Source organism: Paenibacillus sp. A3, from assembly GCF_001399685.1.
Lineage (GTDB): Bacteria > Bacillota > Bacilli > Paenibacillales > NBRC-103111 > Paenibacillus_G.
Window position 1 is genome coordinate 25,102 of sequence record NZ_JTHN01000032.1, and the last position, 23,718, is coordinate 48,819.

Annotated in this window: 17 protein-coding genes; 14 read left to right on the forward strand and 3 right to left on the reverse strand. The window is 49.2% G+C overall.

Annotated elements, in window-relative coordinates; all coding sequences use genetic code 11:
- The first annotated feature begins 108 nt into the window (after positions 1–108).
- From QJ48_RS38515 to QJ48_RS39130, 3 genes are all read left to right on the forward strand, one after another.
- The gene (locus QJ48_RS38515) at positions 109–3,951 is read left to right on the forward strand and encodes a DNRLRE domain-containing protein (RefSeq protein ID WP_054972517.1); all 3,843 of its coding nucleotides are present in this window, start codon (positions 109–111) and stop codon (positions 3,949–3,951) included.
- 260 nt (positions 3,952–4,211) lie between these two features.
- Positions 4,212–4,436 carry an RNA chaperone Hfq gene (hfq, locus tag QJ48_RS04845; RefSeq protein ID WP_054972518.1) on the forward strand — a complete coding sequence of 75 codons (225 nt, stop codon included), beginning with the start codon at positions 4,212–4,214 and terminating at the stop codon, positions 4,434–4,436.
- A 257-nt stretch (positions 4,437–4,693) separates the two neighbouring features.
- On the forward strand, positions 4,694–4,786 hold the full coding sequence (locus QJ48_RS39130) for a putative holin-like toxin (RefSeq protein ID WP_272948110.1): 93 nt from the start codon (positions 4,694–4,696) through the stop codon (positions 4,784–4,786).
- Positions 4,787–5,252: 466 nt separating this feature from the next.
- Here QJ48_RS39130 and QJ48_RS04850 read toward each other — a convergent pair whose 3' ends face one another.
- Positions 5,253–6,410, reverse strand: a complete 1,158-nt coding sequence (locus tag QJ48_RS04850) for a phytase (RefSeq protein WP_054972519.1) — start codon at positions 6,408–6,410, stop codon at positions 5,253–5,255.
- A gap of 274 nt (positions 6,411–6,684) precedes the next feature.
- Here QJ48_RS04850 and sigK point away from each other — a divergent pair, with 274 nt between their 5' ends.
- Positions 6,685–7,386, forward strand: coding sequence for an RNA polymerase sporulation sigma factor SigK (sigK, locus tag QJ48_RS04855; RefSeq protein WP_054972520.1), 702 nt, complete (start codon positions 6,685–6,687; stop codon positions 7,384–7,386).
- Between the two features lie 332 nt (positions 7,387–7,718).
- Here the strand turns inward: sigK and QJ48_RS04860 are convergent, their stop codons facing one another.
- Positions 7,719–13,016, reverse strand: coding sequence for a cadherin-like beta sandwich domain-containing protein (locus QJ48_RS04860; RefSeq protein ID WP_082420347.1), 5,298 nt, complete (start codon positions 13,014–13,016; stop codon positions 7,719–7,721).
- Between the two features lie 384 nt (positions 13,017–13,400).
- Between QJ48_RS04860 and QJ48_RS04865 the strand changes: the two genes are divergently transcribed.
- The 4 genes from QJ48_RS04865 to QJ48_RS04880 all read left to right on the forward strand — a co-directional run bounded on the left by QJ48_RS04865 (position 13,401) and on the right by QJ48_RS04880 (position 17,250).
- A complete protein-coding gene (locus tag QJ48_RS04865; RefSeq protein WP_063858021.1) occupies positions 13,401–14,336 on the forward strand; it encodes a permease in 936 nt (311 codons plus the stop codon).
- A gap of 18 nt (positions 14,337–14,354) precedes the next feature.
- Entirely contained in the window at positions 14,355–15,260 is a 906-nt protein-coding gene (locus QJ48_RS04870; RefSeq protein WP_054972523.1) for a TIGR03943 family putative permease subunit, read from the forward strand.
- A 115-nt stretch (positions 15,261–15,375) separates the two neighbouring features.
- Positions 15,376–15,975, forward strand: a complete 600-nt coding sequence (locus tag QJ48_RS04875) for a TetR/AcrR family transcriptional regulator (RefSeq protein WP_054972524.1) — start codon at positions 15,376–15,378, stop codon at positions 15,973–15,975.
- 66 nt (positions 15,976–16,041) lie between these two features.
- Positions 16,042–17,250 carry an MFS transporter gene (locus QJ48_RS04880; protein ID WP_054972525.1) on the forward strand — a complete coding sequence of 403 codons (1,209 nt, stop codon included), beginning with the start codon at positions 16,042–16,044 and terminating at the stop codon, positions 17,248–17,250.
- Positions 17,251–17,463: 213 nt separating this feature from the next.
- Here the strand turns inward: QJ48_RS04880 and QJ48_RS04885 are convergent, their stop codons facing one another.
- Positions 17,464–18,666, reverse strand: coding sequence for an ROK family transcriptional regulator (locus QJ48_RS04885; protein WP_054972526.1), 1,203 nt, complete (start codon positions 18,664–18,666; stop codon positions 17,464–17,466).
- Positions 18,667–18,821: 155 nt separating this feature from the next.
- On the opposite strand from QJ48_RS04885, the gene xylA reads away from it, so the two are divergent.
- The 6 genes from xylA to QJ48_RS35615 all read left to right on the forward strand — a co-directional run.
- Positions 18,822–20,135, forward strand: coding sequence for a xylose isomerase (xylA, locus tag QJ48_RS04890; RefSeq protein WP_054972527.1), 1,314 nt, complete (start codon positions 18,822–18,824; stop codon positions 20,133–20,135).
- Positions 20,136–20,170: 35 nt separating this feature from the next.
- Positions 20,171–21,661, forward strand: a complete 1,491-nt coding sequence (gene xylB, locus QJ48_RS04895) for a xylulokinase (protein ID WP_054972528.1) — start codon at positions 20,171–20,173, stop codon at positions 21,659–21,661.
- Between the two features lie 173 nt (positions 21,662–21,834).
- A complete protein-coding gene (locus QJ48_RS04900; protein WP_054972529.1) occupies positions 21,835–22,230 on the forward strand; it encodes a hypothetical protein in 396 nt (131 codons plus the stop codon).
- A complete protein-coding gene (locus tag QJ48_RS04905) occupies positions 22,220–22,753 on the forward strand; it encodes a sensor histidine kinase (protein WP_162238436.1) in 534 nt (177 codons plus the stop codon). Before QJ48_RS04900 ends, QJ48_RS04905 begins: the two co-directional genes overlap by 11 nt.
- A 65-nt stretch (positions 22,754–22,818) precedes the next feature.
- A complete protein-coding gene (locus QJ48_RS39435) occupies positions 22,819–22,890 on the forward strand; it encodes a hypothetical protein (protein WP_369126833.1) in 72 nt (23 codons plus the stop codon).
- A 668-nt stretch (positions 22,891–23,558) separates the two neighbouring features.
- Positions 23,559–23,718: helix-turn-helix domain-containing protein (locus QJ48_RS35615; protein ID WP_082420349.1), on the forward strand; the 160-nt coding region annotated here is incomplete at its 3' end.

Here is a 23,718-nt window from a genome sequence, read left to right on the forward strand (position 1 = left end):
CGATAAAAGGGGGGATTTCATACTATTCATGAGCCGGTACGATATGTAACTGATTTTTCGTCCAACAGAGGCAGCAAAACCTATTTACCAGAAGGAGGACTGTTTATATTGGCAGCAAAAAAAGGTTTGACCCTGATGCTGAGCGCGGCGCTTGCCATGACTTCCTGGGGCTTTTTTTCGGCTTCGCAAGCGGAGGCCGCCGGGGTGCACCCGTCGCTACCGGATTGGTCCCATGCGGGCTATAAGGGCGGGGCGCCGCTGCCGACCGGAGGGACGGTCATCGATCTGGCCGCCAAAGGCGTAAAGGCCAATGACGGCAAGGACGATTCCGATGCGCTGCAGGCGGTCATCGACGCGATCCGCAGCGGTTCGTTAACCGTCAACGGCGCCAAGGTTAGCGAGACGAACCGGGCGATTCTGCAATTTCCCGCCGGGGAAATCAATCTGAGCAAATTCATCCGGACGGATGCCAGCTGGGTGACCTTCCGAGGCGCAGGCACCGATCCGGCCACGGGAACGAAGATTGTGTTCAGGCCTGCCAGCACGTATGCCTCGGACAACGGCCTGCCCGTCATCGACGGCAAGCTGTGGCCGGGGTACGGCGCTTTTCGCGTGGAGGACCGGGATAAAGATCCGGGCGAGCCCGACTATGAAGGCAGCATCAACTTTCACTGGAAATCCGGCGTCAAAGTAGCTAATGCCGGCGGCGGAACGAAGGGCGGCAATCAAATCAAGCTGGCCAGCGGAGGCGGCAAAAAATTCAAGGCCGGGGATACGATCTACGTCGGAGCGGCCAATACGGCGGACTTTTATCAAATGATGGGCGCGCCGCAAAATTACTGGATCAATCAGCACATGCGCAGCCAAATGTTCAAAGTGACAAGTCTGAGCGGGGATACGCTGACGATCGACAAGCCGCTGGAGTTCGATATTCCGTACAGCAACGGCGGGGCGATTCTGGGAACGACCTACTATAGCAAGGTGATGCCGATCAAGCTCGTGGAAGGCGTCGGTTTTGAAAATTTTTATTTCACCCAAGACATCTCCTACACGCAGTACAGCAATAAAAATGTAAACGATTACGATCCGGTCACCAATCCGAACGGCGTCGGCCTGAAATATACGAACGAGGCCCCGGAATATGCGATCCATGCGATTGTGTTCAAATGGGCGCAAAACGGCTGGGTGAAGGGCATCCGTACCTACATGACGGGCTCGCACCCGATTGTCACCGAATTCGCCAGATATATGGAGTTTCGGGACAATGTCATTTTCGGTTCGTGGAACAAAGGCAAAGGCGGCCACGGCTACTTCCGCGGCTCCAAATTGTACGACAGCAAAATTATGAACAATACGATCGACCGCGTCCGCCATTTGACGCTGCAATGGTCGGCCACGGGCAACGTCGTCTCGGGCAATACGATGACGGTGGATATGAATCTGCACGGCGGCTGGGAGCGCCGCAATCTCATCGAGAACAACGTCATTACCGTTCCTTTCCGCCATCGCAGCTGGGGCGAGGGAGAAGGCGGCTCGGAGCCGGAAGGCGGAACTTGGTACCCCATCTGGTACGGTGCAGGGCCTCACGCGTCCAAATGGTCGGGCTCGACCGGCGAGCAGAATGTGTTTTTCAACAACACGATGAGCAAACAGGAAACGGACGGCGGAAGCTACACAACGTATACGCCTTATAACGATCCTCACCGCATCTATCAAATCGGCTGGGACGGAAGCAAGTGGGCGCATCTGGAGAAGCCAGCCGGGACGCTGATCGGCACTTGGACCGATAACGAGAAAGTGGACTACGCGCTCGCTCCGAACAAAGGCGTCTACGACTGTTTGACGTTTTCGGGAAGCACTTTATTGGGTGGCGGAACGGCCGTATTGAACTGCAAAGGCAGCAATCCCGGCGATACGCAAGCGCCGACGGCACCGGCCAATTTGACGGCAAACGGCGTCACGTCCTCCTCGGCGGCGCTTTCTTGGAATGCTTCCACGGACAACGTCGGCGTCACGGGCTATGACGTCTACAACGGCGCAGCGCTGGCCGCAATCGTAACCGGCACCGGCGCAACGGTCAGCGGGCTGAGCCCGAATACGACGTACACGTTTACGGTTAAGGCGAAGGATGCCGCCGGCAACGTCTCCGCAGCAAGCAACGCCGTTAAGGTAACGACCAGCGGAGGCACGCAGAACCCTGTACCGGTTACGCTGACGGCAGCCGAAGACAGCTTCGTTCGAGGCGGGACGTATGCCAACGACAACTACGGTTCCTCGGACACCATGAGCGTCAAGCTCAGAGCCTCCAATGCCTCCTACGACCGCAAGGGCTATGTAAAATTCAATCTGTCTTCGATCGGCGGAAACATCAGCTCGGCGATCCTGAAGCTGTATGTCACGAATATTCACAGCAACACGACGTCCTACAAGTTGGAAGCCAGGGGGCTGCAAAACGACGCGTGGAGCGAAGCGACGATGAACGCCGCGAACCAGCCCACGGAAGCAGGAACCTCCGTAGGCACGGCAACCGTCAACCAAAAAGGCGCATACGTCAGCTTTGATGCGACCGCTTTTGTGAAAAGCCAGACCGACGGAACCGTCAGCTTCCGGCTTGTCGGCTTGGACGAGGATTTGGGCGCCGATTACGCGACCAAAGAACATGCTAATGCGGCCATACGCCCCATTCTTGTCGTGCATGCAGGGGGAAGCGGCGGCGATACGCAGCCGCCTTCGGTTCCGGCCGGGCTGTCGGTTACGGGCAAAACCTCCTCCAGCGTATCGCTCGCATGGAATGCCTCTACCGACAATACGGGGGTCGCGTCCTACGAGGTGTATAACGGATCGGCGTTGGCTGCTGCGGTGACGGGAACAACCGCGACCGTTGGCGGATTAAGTCCGAATACGACATACACCTTCACGGTCAAAGCGAAGGATGCGGCGGGCAACGCTTCCGGCGCAAGCAATCCGGTCAGCGCGACGACGGATGCGGTCGGAGCCGGGTGCTCAGGCGCGTTGAACTCGACGCCGGCGATTCAATACGCGATGAAAAACGCGAAGCCCGGCGATACCATCAGCATTGCTCCGGGAACTTGTCTTGGCGACGTGTCGACGTCCGGGGATACGCCCAGAACACCGGATGATCCTTATGGGCCGGGACTGTTCTTTTCGCCGAAAAACGGGACGGCTGCCGCTCACATTGTGCTGAAAAGCTGCGATCCCGGAAAACGGGCAATTTTAACAGGAAAAGCGGTAAACGACGGTTCCTATGGCATTCATTTGACGGGGGATTACTGGGAAATTCGCGATCTGATCATTACGAACGCCCAAAAAGGGATCGTGGTCGATAACGGCAACAATAACCTGCTGAACAACGTTGAAGTGCATCGGATCGGCGACGAAGGCGTCCATTTTCGGGACGGCAGCTCGTACAATACGCTGGAATACTCCAAAATTTACGATACGGGCAACTACCAGCCGGGGTATGGGGAAGGAGCTTATGTCGGCTCGGACGAGAGCTCGCCATACGAGCATACCGTGATCGGCAATACGATCCGGCACACCGTCTTCGACGGCGGGATTACGGCAGAGCACATCGATATCAAAGAGGGCGCCGACGGCACCGTGGTCGAGTACTGCCATTTCAACGGAACCGGCATGACGGGAGACAACAGCGCCGATAGCTTCATTGACGTGAAGGGCGTCAATTCGGTGATCCGATACAACGAGGGCTATCGGAACGGGAATGCGAAGGTGGCGGACGCGTTTCAGGTACGCACACACGGCTCCAAGTACCCGACCGGAAAGAACAATACGTTTTATAACAATAAGGTGAATCTCGATAATGCGCCAGGATACGTTGTCAATGCCACGAGTGCCGCTACGGGCACGAAAGCGCACGACGACGTCCGAATCGGAGGCGGCAATTTATACAACAAAAATGTGAACAAGTAAGGGCCGGGAGCAGGTGCTGACTTTGACGTGACTTGCGACCAAAGAACATGCGAATACCGGCATCCGACCTGTTTTGTCATCAACGAAGGTTCACTTGGCGCATCAACATGGAGGCATTCTCTCTTCGATGGGGGAATGTCTTTTTTCTCGCGCAATGTGCTCAGTGAGCATAAATCGTTAAATTTGTATTATGGTCTGGTAAATGTAACCAACTATGTTAAAATAATATGGAATCCTAAAACACAGAGAGGGATAATCCAATGAACAAAACGAAATCAAATGAAGTTGTACAGAGCCATTTCCTGAATACTTTAACCGAGGAGAGGATACCCGTTACCTTAATCACCAAAAATGGATTTCAGATGAGAGGGGTAGTCAAGTTTTATGATCAATATACGATTGTTCTAGAGGTGAATGGTAACGATACTCTGATCAACAAAGCTGCCATATCTACGATTATTTCAAGCAAGCGGGTTCCTATTTGACGGCATGGCGCTTTCTTTAATGTTCGAACACCAATCCTCCATTACAACGATTTCCGAGATGTTGTTCTAGAGATGTATGGAGAAATACTGTGATCAATGAAGTAGCGATATCAACGATTGTATCAAGAAAACGTGTGCCTCAGGTTTTAATGTTTCGGTAGCACATTCTACTCAAACACTAGCATAATATGGTATAATAATCCAATCACAATAGAATGGCTTTATGGGCGGTCGGCTAGCCTCTCGGAAGGGAGGTGATGCCTGTGGAGGTATTTCAAGCGCTACAGTTAATGTTCCTGTTTGGAATGTTCATTTTAGCTTTGCTTACTTACCTTAACAAAAAGAAATAGGCCGCCCTGTTAGCAGAGGGATGCGACCTATTTTCTAACGCTACACCTTTGAAAGCCACCGCCCTTAAAAGCGGCTATTGTGTATGGGAGTGTAGATGTTACCAGCATCTGCATTCCCTTTTTTAGTATACGCTTGATGAGAAATGTAAATACATCTACTTACATTACTATTATTATACAGTACGTTAAACGTACTTACAAGATGAACGCTCATTCTTTGCCTAGAGCTTAAGATGGTCTAAAATGCCTATTTGATTCGACAAATAATTCCAATAGTAGTATTATAGATTCATGTAACAAGATTGGATGGTGTTTCTATGGAACTAGTTTGGAATGTTATTGGGTTAACTCTTCTAAGTTCGACTTTGTATTTATCATTAAGAGTATTTTTTAAAAAAGTGGATTAAACATTTATCGAAATGGCGAAAGTAATTCGTGCATTTATTTCATCCGCTCCGGGCTTTCTTTAATCGTCCTGTCGGTCTTTCAGTTTCCTTGGATCCACATCGTTCTCGATATCAAGATCGTCTCCGAATGTTTTCTTGAACGCTTTGGAGATAGCATCCCATTTCACAATCTTGAAATTTTGATTGATCACCGCTCCGTCCTGCAGATTCTGATCGTCCTGAGCAATAAAAATCCCTCTAGGGTAAGTGCTGCCGAGTCCGAAACTCAAAACATCAATGCCGTCGGTTTCGCTTGTACCGTCGATCTTAGGACCGTCTGCAATGACGAAGCTTCCCTTATAGTCCCCGTCTTTGCGATCGAACACGGCGTAGCTGCTGCTGCCCTGACTTGAGGCGATGAGGTATCCATCTCCATCCTTGCCGTAATACAAGGTTAGTCCTTCAACGTCGGCCGTCAGCCGCTTATTGTCAACCGCTGCGACCAGCTTACGGGACTCACCGCCGTCCGGTTCAGCGCTATATTTCCAAATGCCCACCTCTTCTTCCGCGATGTACAATCGGCCGTATTCGTCGTCCGCCACCATTCCCTCCGATTGGGATGCGAGTTGAAAGGCTCTTACCTTCTTGCCGTTTAGGGCGCCTTGGCCATTATCATACAATTCGTACTGCTCAAATTCGCCTGCTTTACCGAGAACAAGCGCATAGAATTTTCCCGTTTTCAGACTGTGATACAGGCTAAAGCCGTAAACTTCGCTCATCTTGGATACGATCGGCGTACCGTTAATCTGCTTGAGCGCTCCGCTAGAGGAGTCAATGGCAAAAATATCGATAGTATTCGTCGTACGGTTCGTCGCTGCTGCAATGTCTACCTTTTTCCCGGCCAGAGGCACACCGTAGCGTACGTCGATGTTGTTCATTTTGCCCAGCGGATAAGAATATTTTTGTTTGCCGTTTAGGTCATAGACCAGAATTCCGCCGTCTTTATTCGTTGCGATAATCTCGCTCTTCGACGGGTCGGAGGGGTGTACCCAAATCGATGGGTCATCGGCTGCATCGCTGCCGCTGCTTACGGCATCGGTCTCCGCTGCGGCAAGCACGTTGGCCCGGGGTTCGCCGGCTGCATAGGCATAGCTTCCGTATAATGATGTCGGGACTGCGGCCGGAAGGGCAAGGGCGAAGGCAAGAACGGCAACGACTATGGACTTTGTTTTTCTCATCCACTTCACTCCATCCTATTTTTATTAATTTCCAATATTTAGGATACCAATAAAAAGCTAAAGGTAGGTTGAGTGAATGTGAAGATCTTGTGACGATAATTCAGATCATCACATAGAGACATTTTCCCATCGCGGGGAAATGTCTCTTTTCTTCGATGGATGTAAACTTTTGTGTACAGGCACTTCCGGGCTTTCGCCCACATACACTAATACTAATCTTTGCGCGGAGATTTCCGAGACCGTTGATCGGCAAACACCTTAGGGGGTGGCTGGAATGCCCGGATTATTCAGTGCCGTAGCTTTATTTATTAAACAGCTTACTTTACTCGTTTCCTACGTGAAAAACAACGCGTTTCCCCAGCCCTTGGCGGAGGATGAAGAAGACAAACATTTGAAGCTGATGGCTCAAGGCAATCAACACTCGCGCAATGTGCTCATCGAGCATAACCTTCGGCTTGTCGCGCACATCGTCAAGAAATTCGACAACACGGGGGAGGATCTGGAGGATTTGATCTCCATCGGTACGATCGGTTTGATCAAAGCGATTGAATCGTTTTCCCCCGACAAAGGGACCAAGCTGGCGACCTTTGCGGCGCGGTGTATCGAGAATGAAATTCTGATGCACCTTCGCTCGCTGAAAAAGACGCGCAAGGACGTATCGCTGCACGACCCAATCGGTACGGACAAGGAGGGAAATGAAATTACTTTGATCGATATCCTCGGCACGGACTCCGACGAGGTGGTGGATAAGGTGCAGCTTAAGATCGAGAAGAGCAAGATTTACAAAAATCTGGATATTCTCGACGAGCGGGAAAAGGAAGTCGTTGTAGGGCGGTTCGGACTAGAGCATGGTGGAGAAGAGCGGACTCAGCGGGAAATTGCGAAGGAGTTAGGCATATCGCGAAGTTATGTGTCAAGGATTGAGAAAAGAGCTCTCATGAAGCTGTATCATGAGTTTTATAAGGCGAAGAGATAAACACGGTAATAGCTTGCCTTGTTGGCAGACCTCTATGCCTTCTTTGGTAAAAACAACCAAGTATAGGATGGAGGGGTTACGTGTGTTAAACGAATTCTTCGATATTCTTCGCACACTACTTGTCTAGGCTATTTCATGTGCATAGTAATCGAAGGAGTGGTTTACCTATGCGGTAACGAACAATTAATAAAAGTAGATGGAATTGATCGCCAGCCAGCCTCTCATTCAGCTGGTTGGCGATCAACTTTATAGAAGTTTTAATTTCGGGGCCCCCCGCAAAGTACCTGAATCCGCTTTGAAGCCAAGGCGCCACTTTGAGGGGGTGTTTCTTTTTATTTTAATAAGTTGTAAACCGCTTGAGCCGCTTCTGCTCGTGTCGTGTGTTCAGCCGGTACGAACAGCCCTTCTTGGCGTCCCGTCAACAGCTTCGCTTTGATTGCACTATGAACATAAGGCAAAGCCCAATCGCTGACCATTGAAGCATCAGAGATTTCCGTTGAAGCTTTTTCTAATTTTACACCCGCTCGATATTCATAAGCGCGGACAAGCATAATGGCCATCTCTTCTCTGGTAATGCTTCGATTCGGATCGAACATTTGCCGGGAATCACCTGTGACAATGCCTGCTTTATAAGCGGCGGATACTTCCTTGGCATACCATGCGTTTCCAGCCACGTCACCGAACGGAGCCGTCTCGGAAGACTTGAGATGAAGTGTCCGTACGAGAAGCGATGCAAACTCAGCACGGGTAACATCTTGGGTTGGTGCAAAGCTCGAGTTCGTCACTCCGTTCACGATATGCCGGGCGGACAGCTCTTGAATCGTCGAGTATGCCCAATGCATGCTTGTGACATCACTATAATTTTTTTCCAATGAAAGGACTGCGTAATGGCCGAGACGGTCAATCCCGACTTCGATTGCGGTATTGCCGTTTGTAAGCGTTCCGCCCAAGTACGTAAGACTTCCGTCATCCAGAATCTTATAAATACCGGCCAGCTTCGGATTCATTCCAACTGGAATCGGGAATGTAAGTGTTACAGGCTTTTTCAACTCAGTCATTTCATACTGCTTCCCGGCTGCATCGGTCACGAAGATCGCGAGGTCGAATACCTTTCCGCCTAGCGTATAAAGACCGTTATCCTTGCTGCTCGCTTCTTTTAATGTCCGGTTCGCTTGTTCTGCTGAGACCGGTTCGATTTTCACCGTAATCACAGCGGAGTCATCAACCGATGGCAGCAAGCTGGTTGCGGATTTCAACAGATCGGCAGGAACGATCAGTTTTACACCGTGTGCCTGGACATGTAATGGACGCCCTTTAAGCTGGTCTACCTGCGCGATTGGAATGATAATGCGATGTTGTCCTTCCGTCAGTGCGACGGATACAGATGCAGAGTTTTTTTGCAGGTCTTCGTCCTTGACCACAGCCGAGTTACCCGGCAGCTCCGGCTTCATTGGCGGTACTACTGCCGTTGGAGATGAAGGTGACGATTCTGATGACCCCGACGAATCTGGCAATCGATGAACTAGTATCACATATTCTTTAGTCGTTCCGTTCTGCGCCGTGACAAGGACAGAGATACGATTCGAGCCGACGAGCAGGCTGCTGCCGCCAGTAACAACGACTTGGGATGTGGCATGCTCGGCGGAATAAGTCACCGCCGCTACCGTTGTGCCATAGGATACATCAACCGTATAACTCAGCTTGTCCGGTGCGAATCCGTTCAATGTGATATTATTGACACGCAAATCAAGCAGGTTAGCGTTGGTCGATAACGCTTGAGGTTGTCTGGTTATCGCGATGCTATAAATACTCTTGGTTCCGTCTTGAGCAGTTATCGTAACCGTAACCGTATTTACTCCGACAATTAATTTATCGCCACCGGCAATCACAACGGTTGCAGCTGGATTTGCGGTTGCGTAAGTTATGCTTGTCACCGTAGTCTCATACGGTACCGACAATGAATAATTGAGCTTGTCTGAAGCGAATCCATCCAACGTCTTTCCGTTTACGCGCAGATCGAGCAAGGAACTGTCGGACGATAGCCCCTGAGGCTGTCTGATAATCACGATGCTATAAATGCTCTTAGTCCCGTCTTGCGCTGTTACCATAACCGTAACCGTATTTTTACCGACAATTAATTGATCTCCGCCAGTAACCGCCACGGTTGAAGCAGGACTTGCTGTTGAATAAGTTATGCTTGTCACCGTGGTCTCATACGGTACCGATAATGAGTAGTCAAACTTATCCCATGCGAAACCGCTCAACGTCACCCCGTTAACGCGCAAATCACTCAAAGAGGCAGGCGGTATGTCGGCACGGTTCAGATTGATGACATACGATCTGACGTTTCCGTTCGGTGCTGTTATGGTCACTGTCACGACATTATTGCCAACCTGAAGGTTGGAGCCGCCATTGACAACTACCGTTGCCTGAGGTTCTGAAGTCGTATAAGTAACTTTTGCATTCGTCACGCTACTCGGAACGTTCAGCGAATACTCCAATGTATTCGGTGTGAAGCTGTCTACCGAGACACCGTTAATTTTCAGATCCGTCAGGTTCGCGTTCCCGCTTGCAACCTTATCACCGGTAAAATCGATCTCGCTCATGCTTGTAAATGTTTTGGATGGATCCGTATTGTAGGTTCCTGTAACTACGAATTTTACGTAGCGGCCCTGCACAGCCTTATCCAAAGAGACAAAGTCTGTATATACGTTGCCTGTCCAAGTTTTTCCAAACGTGCCAGAGGCTTTGTTGGCTGCATTGCTCAAGAAAACAGGATCGTTTAAGTCGGCCGGGTTATCGGACGCGTACAATTCGAATGTTTTCGGAATTTCCATCGCACTTTGGTTAGGTCGGCTCTTTCTCTGAATACCATTCAGTTTATACGTGCTCTCCATATCGATAATGACCCAGTGCGGGAATGGTGCAGCGGGCGCTTCCCATTTAGAATGCCAGATGGTTGTTTCTTGACCGTCCAAGATGTTGCTGGCTATAGCGTTCTCATTGTCTGCATAAGAGCTAAAAGAATGGATAGAGAAAGCCGTTTTTGGAACGAATGTATAGATGATGCCATTCCGGGCAGTTTGCAAAGCCCACATCAAATCGAGATAGGCTTGATCGATCGCAGCTGCGCTGTCGCCAGAAGTAATAGCCTTAGCGGTAGCAAGTCGAGCCTCCAGTTCATTTTGTGCCTGTACGGGAAGTGATATTCCTGTAGTTCCTTTGACATACGCAATGAATTGTTCAGCTTCCTGAATTTTAGCTGTCAATTGATTAAAGTTGTACAAAGTTGTCGACCGGTACGAATCGGATAACGCTTTGGCTTCCGTGGCGGATAGGGCGCGCTTCCATATCTTTAAGTCGTCCAGCGTAACGGTTGCTCCGCCGTTTCCTTTATTACCGTCTGCACCGATGATGACGTGATAAGGAGTATCCATACTGGATGTACCCAGTGCGGTGATATCCTTGGTCGCCTTCATGACACCGTCGACGTAAGTGGTGGCCGTCTTGTTCGTCCTGTCTACGGATATGGTGAAGTGGTGCCATTCTGTCCCTACACTTTGAGCCGAATAATCGATACGATTGGTGCCGTCTGCCATGTTAAGCGTCATGTTGTTCGTAGTCGCAGGCCCAATATACCATCCGGCATTCTTACCGGAATTCCAGTTTTTGTTAGAGATTACCGTTTGATCGCCTGCCAAATTGCCGGTGTGCCAGAACGATACGGTGAAATCGCCATTACCGAACTTCAAGTCGGATCTGTCTCCAAGATCGATATAATTGGCATTGCCGGCCGCAATGCTGGCCGCTTGTCCGGATCTGCCTGCCACATAAGTGACATTACCGGCAGAGGCGGCCAGACCTGTTGCACCGGCAGCATCATCATTCAAATTGCCGTCAAATTTCATGTCGGACACAAGCTGCTTCCACATCGTACCAGGATCGATCGGCGTCAATTCCGGTGCCGTGCCTTCCGTTCGTAAGTAGGTCTGCAAAGGCGCGCTTTTGTTGCCGTAAGCATCCACTGCCGCTATGGTAAGGACGTAGGACGTAGCCGGGCTCAGACCCGCTATCGGGATATTCATTTTGTTCGGAATCGGAGAGAAGTAAAAGTCCGATAAAACATTGTACGACTTTGCGACTTCTGCCGTACGCTGGTTATACACTTTGATTTCATAATGATGCATGGATTGATCGTCCTTGGCTTGCTTGAATGAGAGCATCGGCACGTTATTCGAACCCGGCAACACTTTAAGGTCGGGGTTCGCCGGGAATTGCGGTGCCGTTTTGTTGCGGTTGCTTGAGGTATATGTGAAATTGCTTTTTATTTCATCCTTCGTATTGCCTATTAATTTCACTACCCATTTTTTTCCCGCTAATGCGCCGGCACTGTTATAAGGAGTTGGGGAATTATTGCCTTGCCATTTGCCACCCAGATAGATAGAGCCTGGATCTCCGTTATACTCCACGCGTTCAATCTCTACGCGGTCCTTGTATACCTCAATGAGTTGGGATTGGTTGACAGGGAATTCGAATCGCCCATCCATCAATCCTTCTTCCGTGACAGCGGAATAGCCATGATCTACCTCGATGTATGACATGGATCCAAGATTGATAGCGGTAAAATCTTTCTGATAGATCGAACGATCATCGTTAATAGTCAAATGCGAATGGCCGGATAAAACTATGACTTGCGGATAATCCTTCAAATCCGTATACAGGTTCTGATTGCTTCCTTGCTGGCCGTCCATGGCGGTGCCGGACACAGGATGATGCAAAGTAATGAAGATAGGCTTATTCAGATTCGCCGGATCGGCTGTTATTGCTGCGAGCCGACCCTTCAGCCAGTTTCTTTGTCCTGTGTCGCCGTTATAATTGTTCCCGTTCAAAAAGAAAAACGAATAGCCGCCGATTGTTTTCTCGTAATAGCCATTCGGTTGATCAGTAAACCATTCCGCCGGGTAATAGTTTTTCACTTCGGCTACGCTTGCGTCATGGTTGCCGATCGCAATCTGAACGGGCATGCCGGACCAATTTTTGCGTGCCAATTGTTCTTGCAGAACATCGCGTGCAAATTGATGATCCGGCCCTTTGCCATCACCGTTGTCATTGATGATGTCGCCCGCGATAACTATGGCATCCGGATTGGGAAAGATGGAAGAAAGAACATCGAAATTGCTGGCATACCTTGCGCGTGTCTTGGCATTCTCAGCCTCCGTGCCGGGACCGACATGGATATCCGACATCGCGGCGAATTTCAGCAGCGGTTTTTCGGTTGTTTTGATGATGTAGCCGTATGTAGCGGGTTTGCTCCAGACGCCGTCTTTCAAGGCGATCACTGAGATATTCGTCGACTCCGTGAGGACAATCGGCGTTCCGTTAAACTTAAGGCTTGTTTCGTCAGGCATGGTCCCGTCCAACGTGTAATAGAGGTCGGCACCTGATGTGGTGGAGCTAAGCGCAACGGTAACAGATTGCTCATAGCGTCCTGCGGGTACGGAAACGACCGGCGTGTCGACTGTAGCTGCTGCGATCGCTGCCGGGATAGAGCCTGCTCCTGCTGAACTAACAACAGAAGTTGCTATGGTGCAAGCCAGGAATGCGGATACAAATTTCTTGGTTTTCAACAAGTGAAGTCCTCCTTTTTACAAGCTTGAATGATGGATTGATGTAAATAGCTTCATGTGTGCTCGTACGGATGACTTAGATAGGCATTCCCTCCTTTAACTACAAAACAATATAAAAACATATTAATTAGTTGTTTTTATAATTGTTTTATTGCATTTTATTTGTATTTTGTTTTTGTGAGATTAAATAGAGGTGATGTTTTTGTAAAGGAAAAGAGGGCTTTTGAAAATCAAATAAAAAACGGCTTCGTATTTTCTTAATAATGCGTTGATGTAGATATAACAATCAGAAGTTAAATTAAATAAAGGGAAAAACACGGTAAACAAATGATCCAAATTTAAAATTTGTTGTTTTTTGTGATGATTTATTATTGATGAGGTGGCCCGATGAGTTTTCTAAGTGATTTTCGCACAATGGTGATTGGCATTTTACTCGAATCGTTTCCCTTTATTTTACTTGGTGTCGTGATTTCCGCTTTGCTCCAAACGCTGGTAAGTGATCAACTGCTGCAGCGATGGATACCGAAAAAAACGATTCCCGGCATCCTTTTCGGATGTTTGCTGGGTATCATTTTTCCGCTTTGTGAATGCGGGATCATCCCTGTTGTGCACCGGTTGATTCGCAAAGGCATGCCGCCTTATATCGGCATTGTGTTTATGATGGCAGGGCCGGTCATCAATCCGGTCGTATTTACTTCCACGTTCGTGGCCTTTCAGGCCCAGCCAGAGATGGCTATCTCCCGCATGGTGCTGGCGTTTGCCGCGTCGGCCTTCATTGGGCTATGGGCTTCTCGGGGAGTACATGCTTCTGCGCTCCGTAATACAGTGAACAACGCTAATGAACAGGCCGCTGCAGGCCAAAAAAACATCAAGCACCCGCATTCCGACAAAGCGCCAAACGCAGCATGGAAAACGAAATTGCACGAAACGTTGGAGCATGCTGCCATTGAAATGTTTGATGTAGGCAAATATTTAGTTTTGGGCGCTACCGTCACAGCTTTGCTGCAAACCGTTGTAAGCAAGAAGTGGCTTCTTGCGTTAAGTGATGGGGACTGGACCCCGCATTTGTTTATGATGGGGCTTTCCTATGTCCTTTCCATTTGCTCCACAGCGGATTCTTTTGTCGGAGCTACGTTCATTCCCGATTTTAGTTTAGGTTCAGTGCTTGCTTTTCTCGTATTTGGCGCCATGCTTGATATCAAAAGCACTTTGATGCTGCTAAAAGTCTTTCGCTTCAAAACCGTCGCTGCGGTTCTGATCATTTCAGCGGTCGTTGTTCTGTTGGGGTCTGTCGCCTTCGATCAACTGTATATGCACTTATAACATGGAGGCGGGGTAATCATGAAAATAAGTTCCGCGTTTGCGCATCGAACGATTCGAGCTGCGGTCTTGATCGCATTTGTTTTTTTTATTGTCCGGATTAGCCGGTCGGATGCGTTGAGCTATTATGTGGCTCCAAGAATGGAGCTTTGGGTAAAAGGTCTTGCCTTTGGTTTGTATGTACTGGCCATGCACCAGCTTTATTTGGCGGTTCGGGATGTCTTGTCCAAAAAGAAAACTGGTGCGATCATTTGTACTTGTTCATCACATAGTCACGATCAATGGAAACCAAGCGTTATTATCATGTATGCGGCTTTGACCGTTCCGCTTGTTCTTGCCTTTTTCATTCCCGATGCGGTATTAGGAAGTCAGATGGCGGCCAAAAAAGGGTTGAATTTAACCCCTTCAGGCATATTGCTTCATAGCAATTCCGGTGATGCAGCTCCAAACTTAATTCCCAATCATAAGTTACAATTGGATTCGGGACCGTCTTTTCCGTTCAATGAATACACAAGGCCCTATGCCAAACAGGCTGCGGATATGTACAATCAGCCTCTCATTACGATTAACGATGATATTTATATTGAATCGCTGACGTCGATGGACTTGTATCAAGAGCAATTTATCGGTAAAAAGGTGCAGATTAGCGGTTATGTTTACCGTCTCGACAGTATGAATAAAAACCAATTTGCCGTGGGAAGATTCGCGATGCGGTGCTGTGTCGCAGACTCCGTACCGCTTGCTATCCTTGTAGAAACCGATACCCCCGAACAATGGCAAAACGATATGTATGTGGTCGCTCTCGGCACCATTGAAAAACGTAATTTTGACGGCAAAAGCGTATTGGCTATCGATGCCAAATCGATAGACACCCAAAAAGTGCCTACAAGTCCTTACGTTTATGGAAATCCGTATTTTGGGGATTGATGAGATAAGGTTTGCAAAAGACTTCGTTCATCGCCTATAATACTGAATAAACGTTCAGTGTTATACTGGCGTCCTCTTTAAAGAATCTGTCATCCAGAAAAGTGGTGAAGTAGATGTGAATAAAAAGAAACAGCAAACCGAGCAAACGAAGAAGAAGATCGCCGATGCCGCAAGAGCTTTATTTGCCCAAAAAGGCTATAAAGCAACATCCATAGAAGATATCGTGAAAGCAACCGGGTGCAGCGCCGGGAACATTTATTATCATTTCAAGAACAAGGAAGGGCTTTTTTTATATTTAATTGAAGAGTGGAACACGGAATGGGATAAGACATGGCTGGACAAAGAAACGCTGTATCCCACCACGATCGATAAATTATATGGCATGGCCGAGCATTTGGCGCTTGATCAACTAAATCATCCGCTAACTAAGGCCGCTGATGAATTTTTCAACAACTCCGAGAAAGCTCCAGATGTAGAGGAGCGAATTCATGAAATGGTCAAAGGCTATCTTGACTTTAATCGGCAGCTGCTGCAGAGGGGTATCGATAAGCATGAATTCGAAACCACCAATGTTACCGGACTCGCCATTATTTTGGACAGCCTGATGCTTGGATTGAATCAACATAGCCGGAGAATGGAAAGAGAAGAAGCGCTGGAGGCATATCGATTGGCTATGGATGTGTTTTTGCATGGCATTACCAAGCCAACCCGCTAGCCTTTTTTTGCCCTCATCCTGAATAAATATTCAGTATTTTTTTAAAGAAGTATGGAGGAATTAAGAATGAAATTATTATCAAAAAATCGGGGAGCCTTACCGATCCTCATGTTCAATCTATTTCTGGTCTTCTCGGGGATCGGCCTTGTTATCCCCATTATGCCTAAGTTCATGGAAAGTTTGGGCATCACCGGGGGGATTGTCGGCCTGTTGGTTGCGGCTTTTTCACTGACGCAGCTTCTTTGTTCGCCGTTGGCCGGCCGATTGGCCGATTCCTTCGGTAGAAAAAGGATGATTGTCATCGGCTTGACCGTGTTCGCCTTCTCTGAAGTGTTGTTCGGGATAGCAAGTTCATCTGTTCTACTATTTGTTTCCAGGCTGCTCGGCGGCATTAGTGCTGCGATGATTATGCCGGCCGTTATGGCTTACGCGGCAGATATCACGACAAAGGAAGAAAGGGCGGCGGGGATGGGCTACATTAACGCAGCCATTACAACAGGCTTTATTATCGGACCCGGCATTGGCGGTTATATTGCCGAATTCGGCATCCGCGTGCCTTTTTACGCCGCGGGGGTTGCGGGGATTTTCGCTGCATGTATTACATTGTTTATTCTACGGGAGTCGCTCCCTTCAAAAGAAAATATAGTTGATACTCCGTCTGGCGCAAAAGAATGGGGCGGTCTTCTCTCGCAATTGAGATACGCTTATAGAGAGCCGTATTTTTTAAGCTTGATCATCGTTTTTGTCATGTCGTTTGGGCTTGCTAATTTTGAAACGGTCTTTGGACTGTTTGTGGATCACAAATTTGGGTTTGGGCCTAAAGATATCGCCTTTATCATAACGTTCGGATCGATAGCCGGCGCTGTAGTTCAGGCTACGGCTTTCAGCTGGATCATGAAGCGCTTCGGGGAGCAGCGTGTCATATCGCTCTGCCTGATCTTTGCTAGTTTGTTTATTCTACTGACGCTTTTTGTTCACACATTCTGGTTGATTTTTGCCGTTACCTTCATTGTATTTCTGGCAATCGATATTTTACGGCCGGCCATCAGTACGCAAATGTCAATGGTGGCAAAAGATCAGCAGGGCTATGTTGCCGGCTTAAACTCTGCCTTTACCAGTCTCGGCAATGTTGTGGGTCCTATCGTAGCCGGTTTTTTATTCGATCTGGACGTTAACTATCCGTATACACTGGCGTGCCTGATATTGTTTATTTGTTTTGTTTTATCGGTAAAAGGTAAAAAGAACAACTTGCAGGATGTGAATGCCGCCTCCTGATGGGGAAGAGCTGTTAATATCATGGAGAATACGGCTTCACTTGTAGCTCACGTGCTATGTTACGTCCCATAGAGGGCATTGGCACGGACTCCGACGAGGCGGTGGATAATGTGCGGCGAGGCTGCTGTCTCCCGCTTGCCGCGGGACGATGGCGGGCATTTCAAAAGAATCAATGCCGCCATCGTCCGATGTCCCCCGGCACGGGGCAAACCCTTAATCCGACAAAGCCTTCATAGCCGAAAAGAAGCGGTTGATCGCAATCGATGCGGCGCCGGCGGCCGAGGAATTCATGCCCAGCTTGGCGTAAACGACGCTCATTTTTTGGCGATGGAACGAGAGGCTATGCGAATTCAGCGTTTCACGGATGGAATCTGCCATCCATTCGGATGCCAGGGACATGCGGTTCCCGATGACAATAAGCTCGGGATTAAACACATTCACCAGATTCGTGATGCCGACTCCCAGCCAATGTCCCGTGCTTGCAAATAAATCGATGACCGGACGATTTCCCCGCTTGGCCAGGCTCAGTAAAGTGTTCAGGTTGATTTTGTCGATTGCCTCGGTGACCTGGATCTTCTCGTCAACGAGCTGAAGGGATTTCGCTTGTTGAAGGAGCGCCTTCTCCGAGGCAAACGTTTCCCAGCACCCGCGGCTGCCGCACCCGCAGAGGGGCCCGTCCTGCGCCAGGGTCATATGCCCCACTTCGCCGGAGAAGCCGGACACTCCTCGATACAAAGCGTCGTTCAAAATAATTCCCGCGCCGATCCCGATCCCGACACTGAGGTATATCATATTCGAGACGGAACGCCCGGCGCCGAATTCCTTCTCGCCCAAAGCCCCGACATTCGCTTCATTATCAATGGCGATCGGGAGGTTGAATTCCCGCTCTAGCATATCTTGGAGAGGGACGTCCGTCCATCCCAGATTGGGGGCGGACAGCACATTTCCTTGATCGTCGACCAGACCCGGTACGCCGACGCCGATTCCAATAATGCCGTAGGGAGACGCAGGCGTTTTTTTGATGAGCGAATGAATGCATTTCTTGAGCTTCTCCGTCACCGTCTCCACGCTCAAATCGATCATTTCGATTTTTTTCTCCTTGACAACGCTTCCGCCCAAATCGGTGACCATCGCCAAAATATAATTCACGCCGAGATCGACGCCGATCGCGTAACCGGCCTGCTGATTAAACAGCAGCATCATCGGTTTTCTTCCGCCGCTGGATTCGCCGAGCCCGATTTCGGTGACAAAATGGCTTTCGATCAATTCGGTGACAAGGGAAGACACCGTCGTTTTATTTAAACCGGTTTTCACGGAGATGTCCGCTCTGGAAATCGGGTAATGATGACGAATCGTATCCAGAACAAGGTATTTGTTGATTTTTTTCATCAATTGCAAATCGCCGGTGATTTTCATGCCATCCTCCAAAGCCTGCTATTGTCGGTTCTTTTTCTTTATCATAACACGGATTGCAAAAAATAAAAGATGGACTTACTTTGTCTACTGGACAAACAAAGTGTCCGGTGCTAACATGAGATTAAGCCACTTTTCCAACACAGGGAGGAATCGATATGAGTTATTTCAATACGGTGGGCAAGATTCAGTACGAGGGGAAAGATTCCAAAAATCCGTTGGCGTTCAAGCATTACAACAAATCGGAACTCGTGCTTGGCAAAACGCAAGAGGAGCACCTTCGCTTTGCCGTAGCCTACTGGCATACCTTGACAGGCGGGGGCAGCGATCCGTTTGGCGCCGATACGGCCATCCGCCCTTGGACGAACTACACCGGGTTGGACTTGGCGAAGGTACGCGTCGAGGCGGCCTTTGAATTTTTTGAGAAAATCGGCGCTCCTTATTTTTGCTTCCATGATCGGGATATTGCGCCCGAAGGCGATTCGCTGAAAGAAACGAATCACAATCTGGATGTGATCGTGGCCTCCATCCAAGAGCACATGAAAGCGAGCGGGGTGAAGCTGCTGTGGAACACGGCCAATATGTTTACCAATCCGCGATTCGTTCATGGCGCGGCAACGACCTCCAATGCGGACGTGTACGCGTATGCGGCTGCGCAGGTAAAGAAAGGGCTGGAAACGGCGGTAGAGCTGGGCGCGGAAAATTATGTGTTTTGGGGCGGCCGCGAAGGATACGAGTCGCTGCTCAATACGGATATGGAGCTTGAACTCGACAATTTGGCGAGATTTTATCATATGGCTGTCGCTTATGCGCAAGAAATCGGCTTTACGGGGCAATTTTTGATCGAGCCGAAGCCGAAGGAGCCGACGAAGCACCAGTATGATTTTGACGCGGCGACTACCATTGCTTTCCTGCAAAAATACGGGCTCCAGGATCATTTTAAACTGAATCTCGAAGCGAACCACGCGACGCTCGCCGGACACACCTTCGAGCACGAGCTGCGTGTAGCCCGCTTGCACGGCATGCTCGGTTCCATCGATGCGAATCAGGGCGATCTGCTGGTTGGCTGGGATACGGATGAATTCCCGACCGATCTGTATGCGGTTACTCTCGCGATGTATGAAATTTTGAAAAACGGGGGCCTCGGATCGGGCGGCGTGAACTTCGACGCGAAGGTCAGAAGATCGTCGTTCGAGCCGGAAGATTTGTTCCATGCGCATATTGCGGGAATGGATGCGTTTGCCAAAGGGTTGAAGGTTGCGGCAAAACTGATCGAGGACCGCTTTTTTGAGAAAATTACGGATGAGCGTTACAGCAGCTTCAAGAGCGGCATCGGCCTCGACATCGTGTCGGGCAAAGCGGATTTCCGCCAATTAGAGCAGTATGCGCTCGGCAACCCAACCATAAGCAACAAATCCGGCAGACTTGAGCGGATCAAAGCCGAGCTGAACGAGTATATTTTTTCCTTATAAGCGGGGGAACGATCACTCCTTGGGGAGGATAGGGCATGAAATATGTTGTAGGGATTGATTTAGGCACGGGCTCCGTCAAGGCGCTTCTTGTCGATCAGGAAGGGAAGGTTCGCTGCGAGACGTCGCGGAGCTATCCGTTAAGGCACGAGCAGCCCGGCTACAGCGAGCAGGAGCCGGAGGCATGGGTAACCCAAACCGTGGACTGTTTGCGCGCGTTGGTGCAGGAATCGGGGGTGGAGCCCAAGGATATCGAAGGGATCAGCTTTTCAGGACAAATGCATGGCCTGGTGTTGCTGGATGAGCAGGGGCAGGTTCTTCGCCCGGCGATTCTGTGGAATGACACGAGAACGACGGCGCAGTGCAGAACGATCGAAAGCAAGCTTGGGCCGAGACTGTATCACATTACGAAAAATGCCGCCCTGGAAGGCTTTACGCTTCCGAAAATCATGTGGGTGCAGGAGCATGAACCGGAGGTGTTGGGCAAAGCGGCGATGTTCCTGCTCCCCAAAGATTATTTGCGCTATCGTCTGACAGGCAAGCTGCATATGGATATTTCCGATGCGGCCGGCACGCTGCTGCTCGATGTGATGCGGAAGCAATGGAGCCGGGAGATTTGCTACGCCTTCGGCATCGACATGAGCCTGTGTCCGCAGCTTGCGGAATCGCTGGATTTGGTCGGCTGCTTGCTGCCGGAAATCGCGGACCGGACGGGGCTTTCGCCGGATACGAAGGTGTATGCGGGAGGAGCCGACAATGCGTGCGGCGCGGTAGGAGCCGGTATTTTAAGGAAGGGCGACGCTTTGTGCAGCATTGGGACCTCGGGAGTCATCCTGTCCTACGAGGATCAAGAGAAGGATTTCGCGGGGAACATCCACTTCTTTAACCACTCGCAGCCGGGCGGCTATTATGCGATGGGCGTCACGCTTGCGGCGGGATACAGTCTGGATTGGCTCAAGAAAACAATTGCAGCAGGGGAAAGCTATGACGCTTTTCTGGCGAAGGTTTCCGAGATGCCGGCCGGGGCGGGAGGGCTGTTATTTACGCCGTATCTTGTCGGGGAGCGCACGCCTCATGCGGATTCGGTAATCAGAGGCAGTTTTATCGGGCTGGACGGCTCGCATCGACGCGAGCACTTGGTGCGGGCCGTGATGGAGGGGATTACGTTCTCTCTTCATGAGTCGGTCGAGATGTTGAGGGAAGCGGGAGTCGAAGTCGGGACGATCGTCTCCATCGGCGGCGGGGCCAAAAATGAGGTTTGGCTGCAAATGCAGGCGGATATTTTTCAAGCTCCAGTCGTGAAGCTGAAAAATGAGCAGGGCCCCGCTTTAGGAGCGGCTATGCTTGCCGCGGTCGGCTGCGGCTGGTTCGGAAGCATAGCGGAGTGCGCAGACCGGTTCGTCGGCTATGACCGGCAGTTCGAACCGGACCCGAAACGTACGGCGGTGTATCAGGACTTATTCGGAATTTATCAATCGGTTTACGCAAGCACCCGGGACTTGAATCGGAGATTGCAGGCGTACCGATAATCAAAGCATCATTCAACTGCAAACAAAAAAGGGCGGACGAATTGGCATTCGGCTTGCCCTTTTTCAGTTTGGAAAACTATGGGCCGATAAACAATTTTTATTGCTTTGCTGCCGGTGTGTATTGAATCTGCTACAATAAAGGCGAACATTTGATTTTATGGGAGGCCGGCACCATGATGAAGCGACTCTTCCATCGCTTTCAGAAGAGCCTGAGGTACAAGCTGATGCTTTTGATGGTGACGATTGCGATTATGCCGTTAATCCTGGTCACCCTTTTTGCGGCGAATACGACCAAGCAATCTTTGAGCCTGGAAGTGATCCGCTCCAACGAATCGAGAATGGACTGGGCGGCGAAATATTTGGATGAAAAATTCGATCAGCTGCAGGCGGTGAGCTATTCCCTTCTGCTTGACAAGAGCCTGTTTCCGAATGGAAATGGGGCAGCAGACAGCGTGAATAGTCCGGATGCGCAAGACACTTATATTCAAGAGAAGCTAAGATCCTTGTACTCATTCGGAACCGAACAGCCAAGTGATGATTTTGGACAATCAAGGAAATATGATGTATAACCCTTATGCGAATTCGCAGCAAGAGGCTCTGCCCAATGAAGTATTGAAGAAGGCTGCAGCAAATTCGGACGGGCCCGGACACATGGAGCTGAAGCAGGGGTTATTGTTTTACCAGCCCGCCGTATCGGGTCAGCTTCGGATTATCAAGTTTATTCCGATGCATTATTTGACGAAAGGCGCTTCGTCCACGCTGAGCTTCAGTTTCTTTACCGCCGTCATATTTATTGTACTGGCTATCTTAGCCGCTATTTTGACCGCTTATTACACAACGAAACCGATCATCCGGCTGACGAAATCGATGAAAGCGGTAGAATTCCAAAACTTCGATGTCAGCGTCAGCGGCATACGCAGCGATGAAATCGGCACGCTGGAGCGGCGGTTTAATTCCATGCTCCAGCGAATCAAAGAGCTGATACAGATTGACTCTTCTCTGGTATGGATTTCCTTATTCAATACATATTATTTGGCAACATTAATAACCAGTGACGTATATCGGACTCCCGCCTTTTTCGTTTTCCAGTAAACCGTGATCTCTGCAAATCCTTCTCCAATGGCATCAAAATATAAAACGCTATCCTGCACTCTTATATTGTCCACAACGGATGTATTGTCAGTTCCAATTGCAACATCTTCCCACGAAAACTCAATTTGATCCCCTAGAGGAGCTCCGCAATAGAACAGCGTTGATCCTGTATCACCGACTTTTAAGTTAAATTCATGCTCAACAGGAATAGAAATATGCTTTGTGCATGCAGATGGCTTAACGTTCTCTCCGTTGGCTTGCGCTGTAATGACATTGACAGACAATAATGTTGAAACAGCCAATGATAGCGATAGAATGGACTTGCTTACCTTGCTAAGCTTCATTAAAAATCCCTCCCAAAATCTTTTTCGGAATGTGATTCAATAAGTTCACATTATAGTTAAAAAATACCATTACGGCAAGGCGTTATCAATATATTTCTCTAATTTTCATATTATTGTATTAAAGCTAGGTTTAGGATGTAATTATTGGGCGGTGAATAGTGTGAAAAAATAAAGTGCCGGACCAGGAAATAAAGTTGTAGACTGGCGACGGGGTTAAGCTTACGGGCAGAAGACCTCGTGTGGAAATGTCCCAACTTTTTTAAATTTGGAGCGTCAAACCTAGGAAGGAGGAAACTATGAGACTTCTCAGATATATTTCATTGTTGATTGTATTTATCGTTAAGGCTGAGAAGACTCCCTCTTCGATAAGGGGGAGATGAATCAGCATATCTATCTTGTATACGAATGCGAACATATGTGCTATAATTGTCATAAAATCACCAAAAGAGGTAAATTTCCGCATGTTGCATCATAAAGCTTTTCGCTTTCGCATCTACCCTACGGAGGAGCAAACGACGCTGATCCACCAGATGTTTGGATGCGCTCGCTTTGTCTTTAACCACTTTCTTGCGAGGTGGAACGACACCTTCCAAGAAACAGGTAGAGGCTTGTCTTACCAGA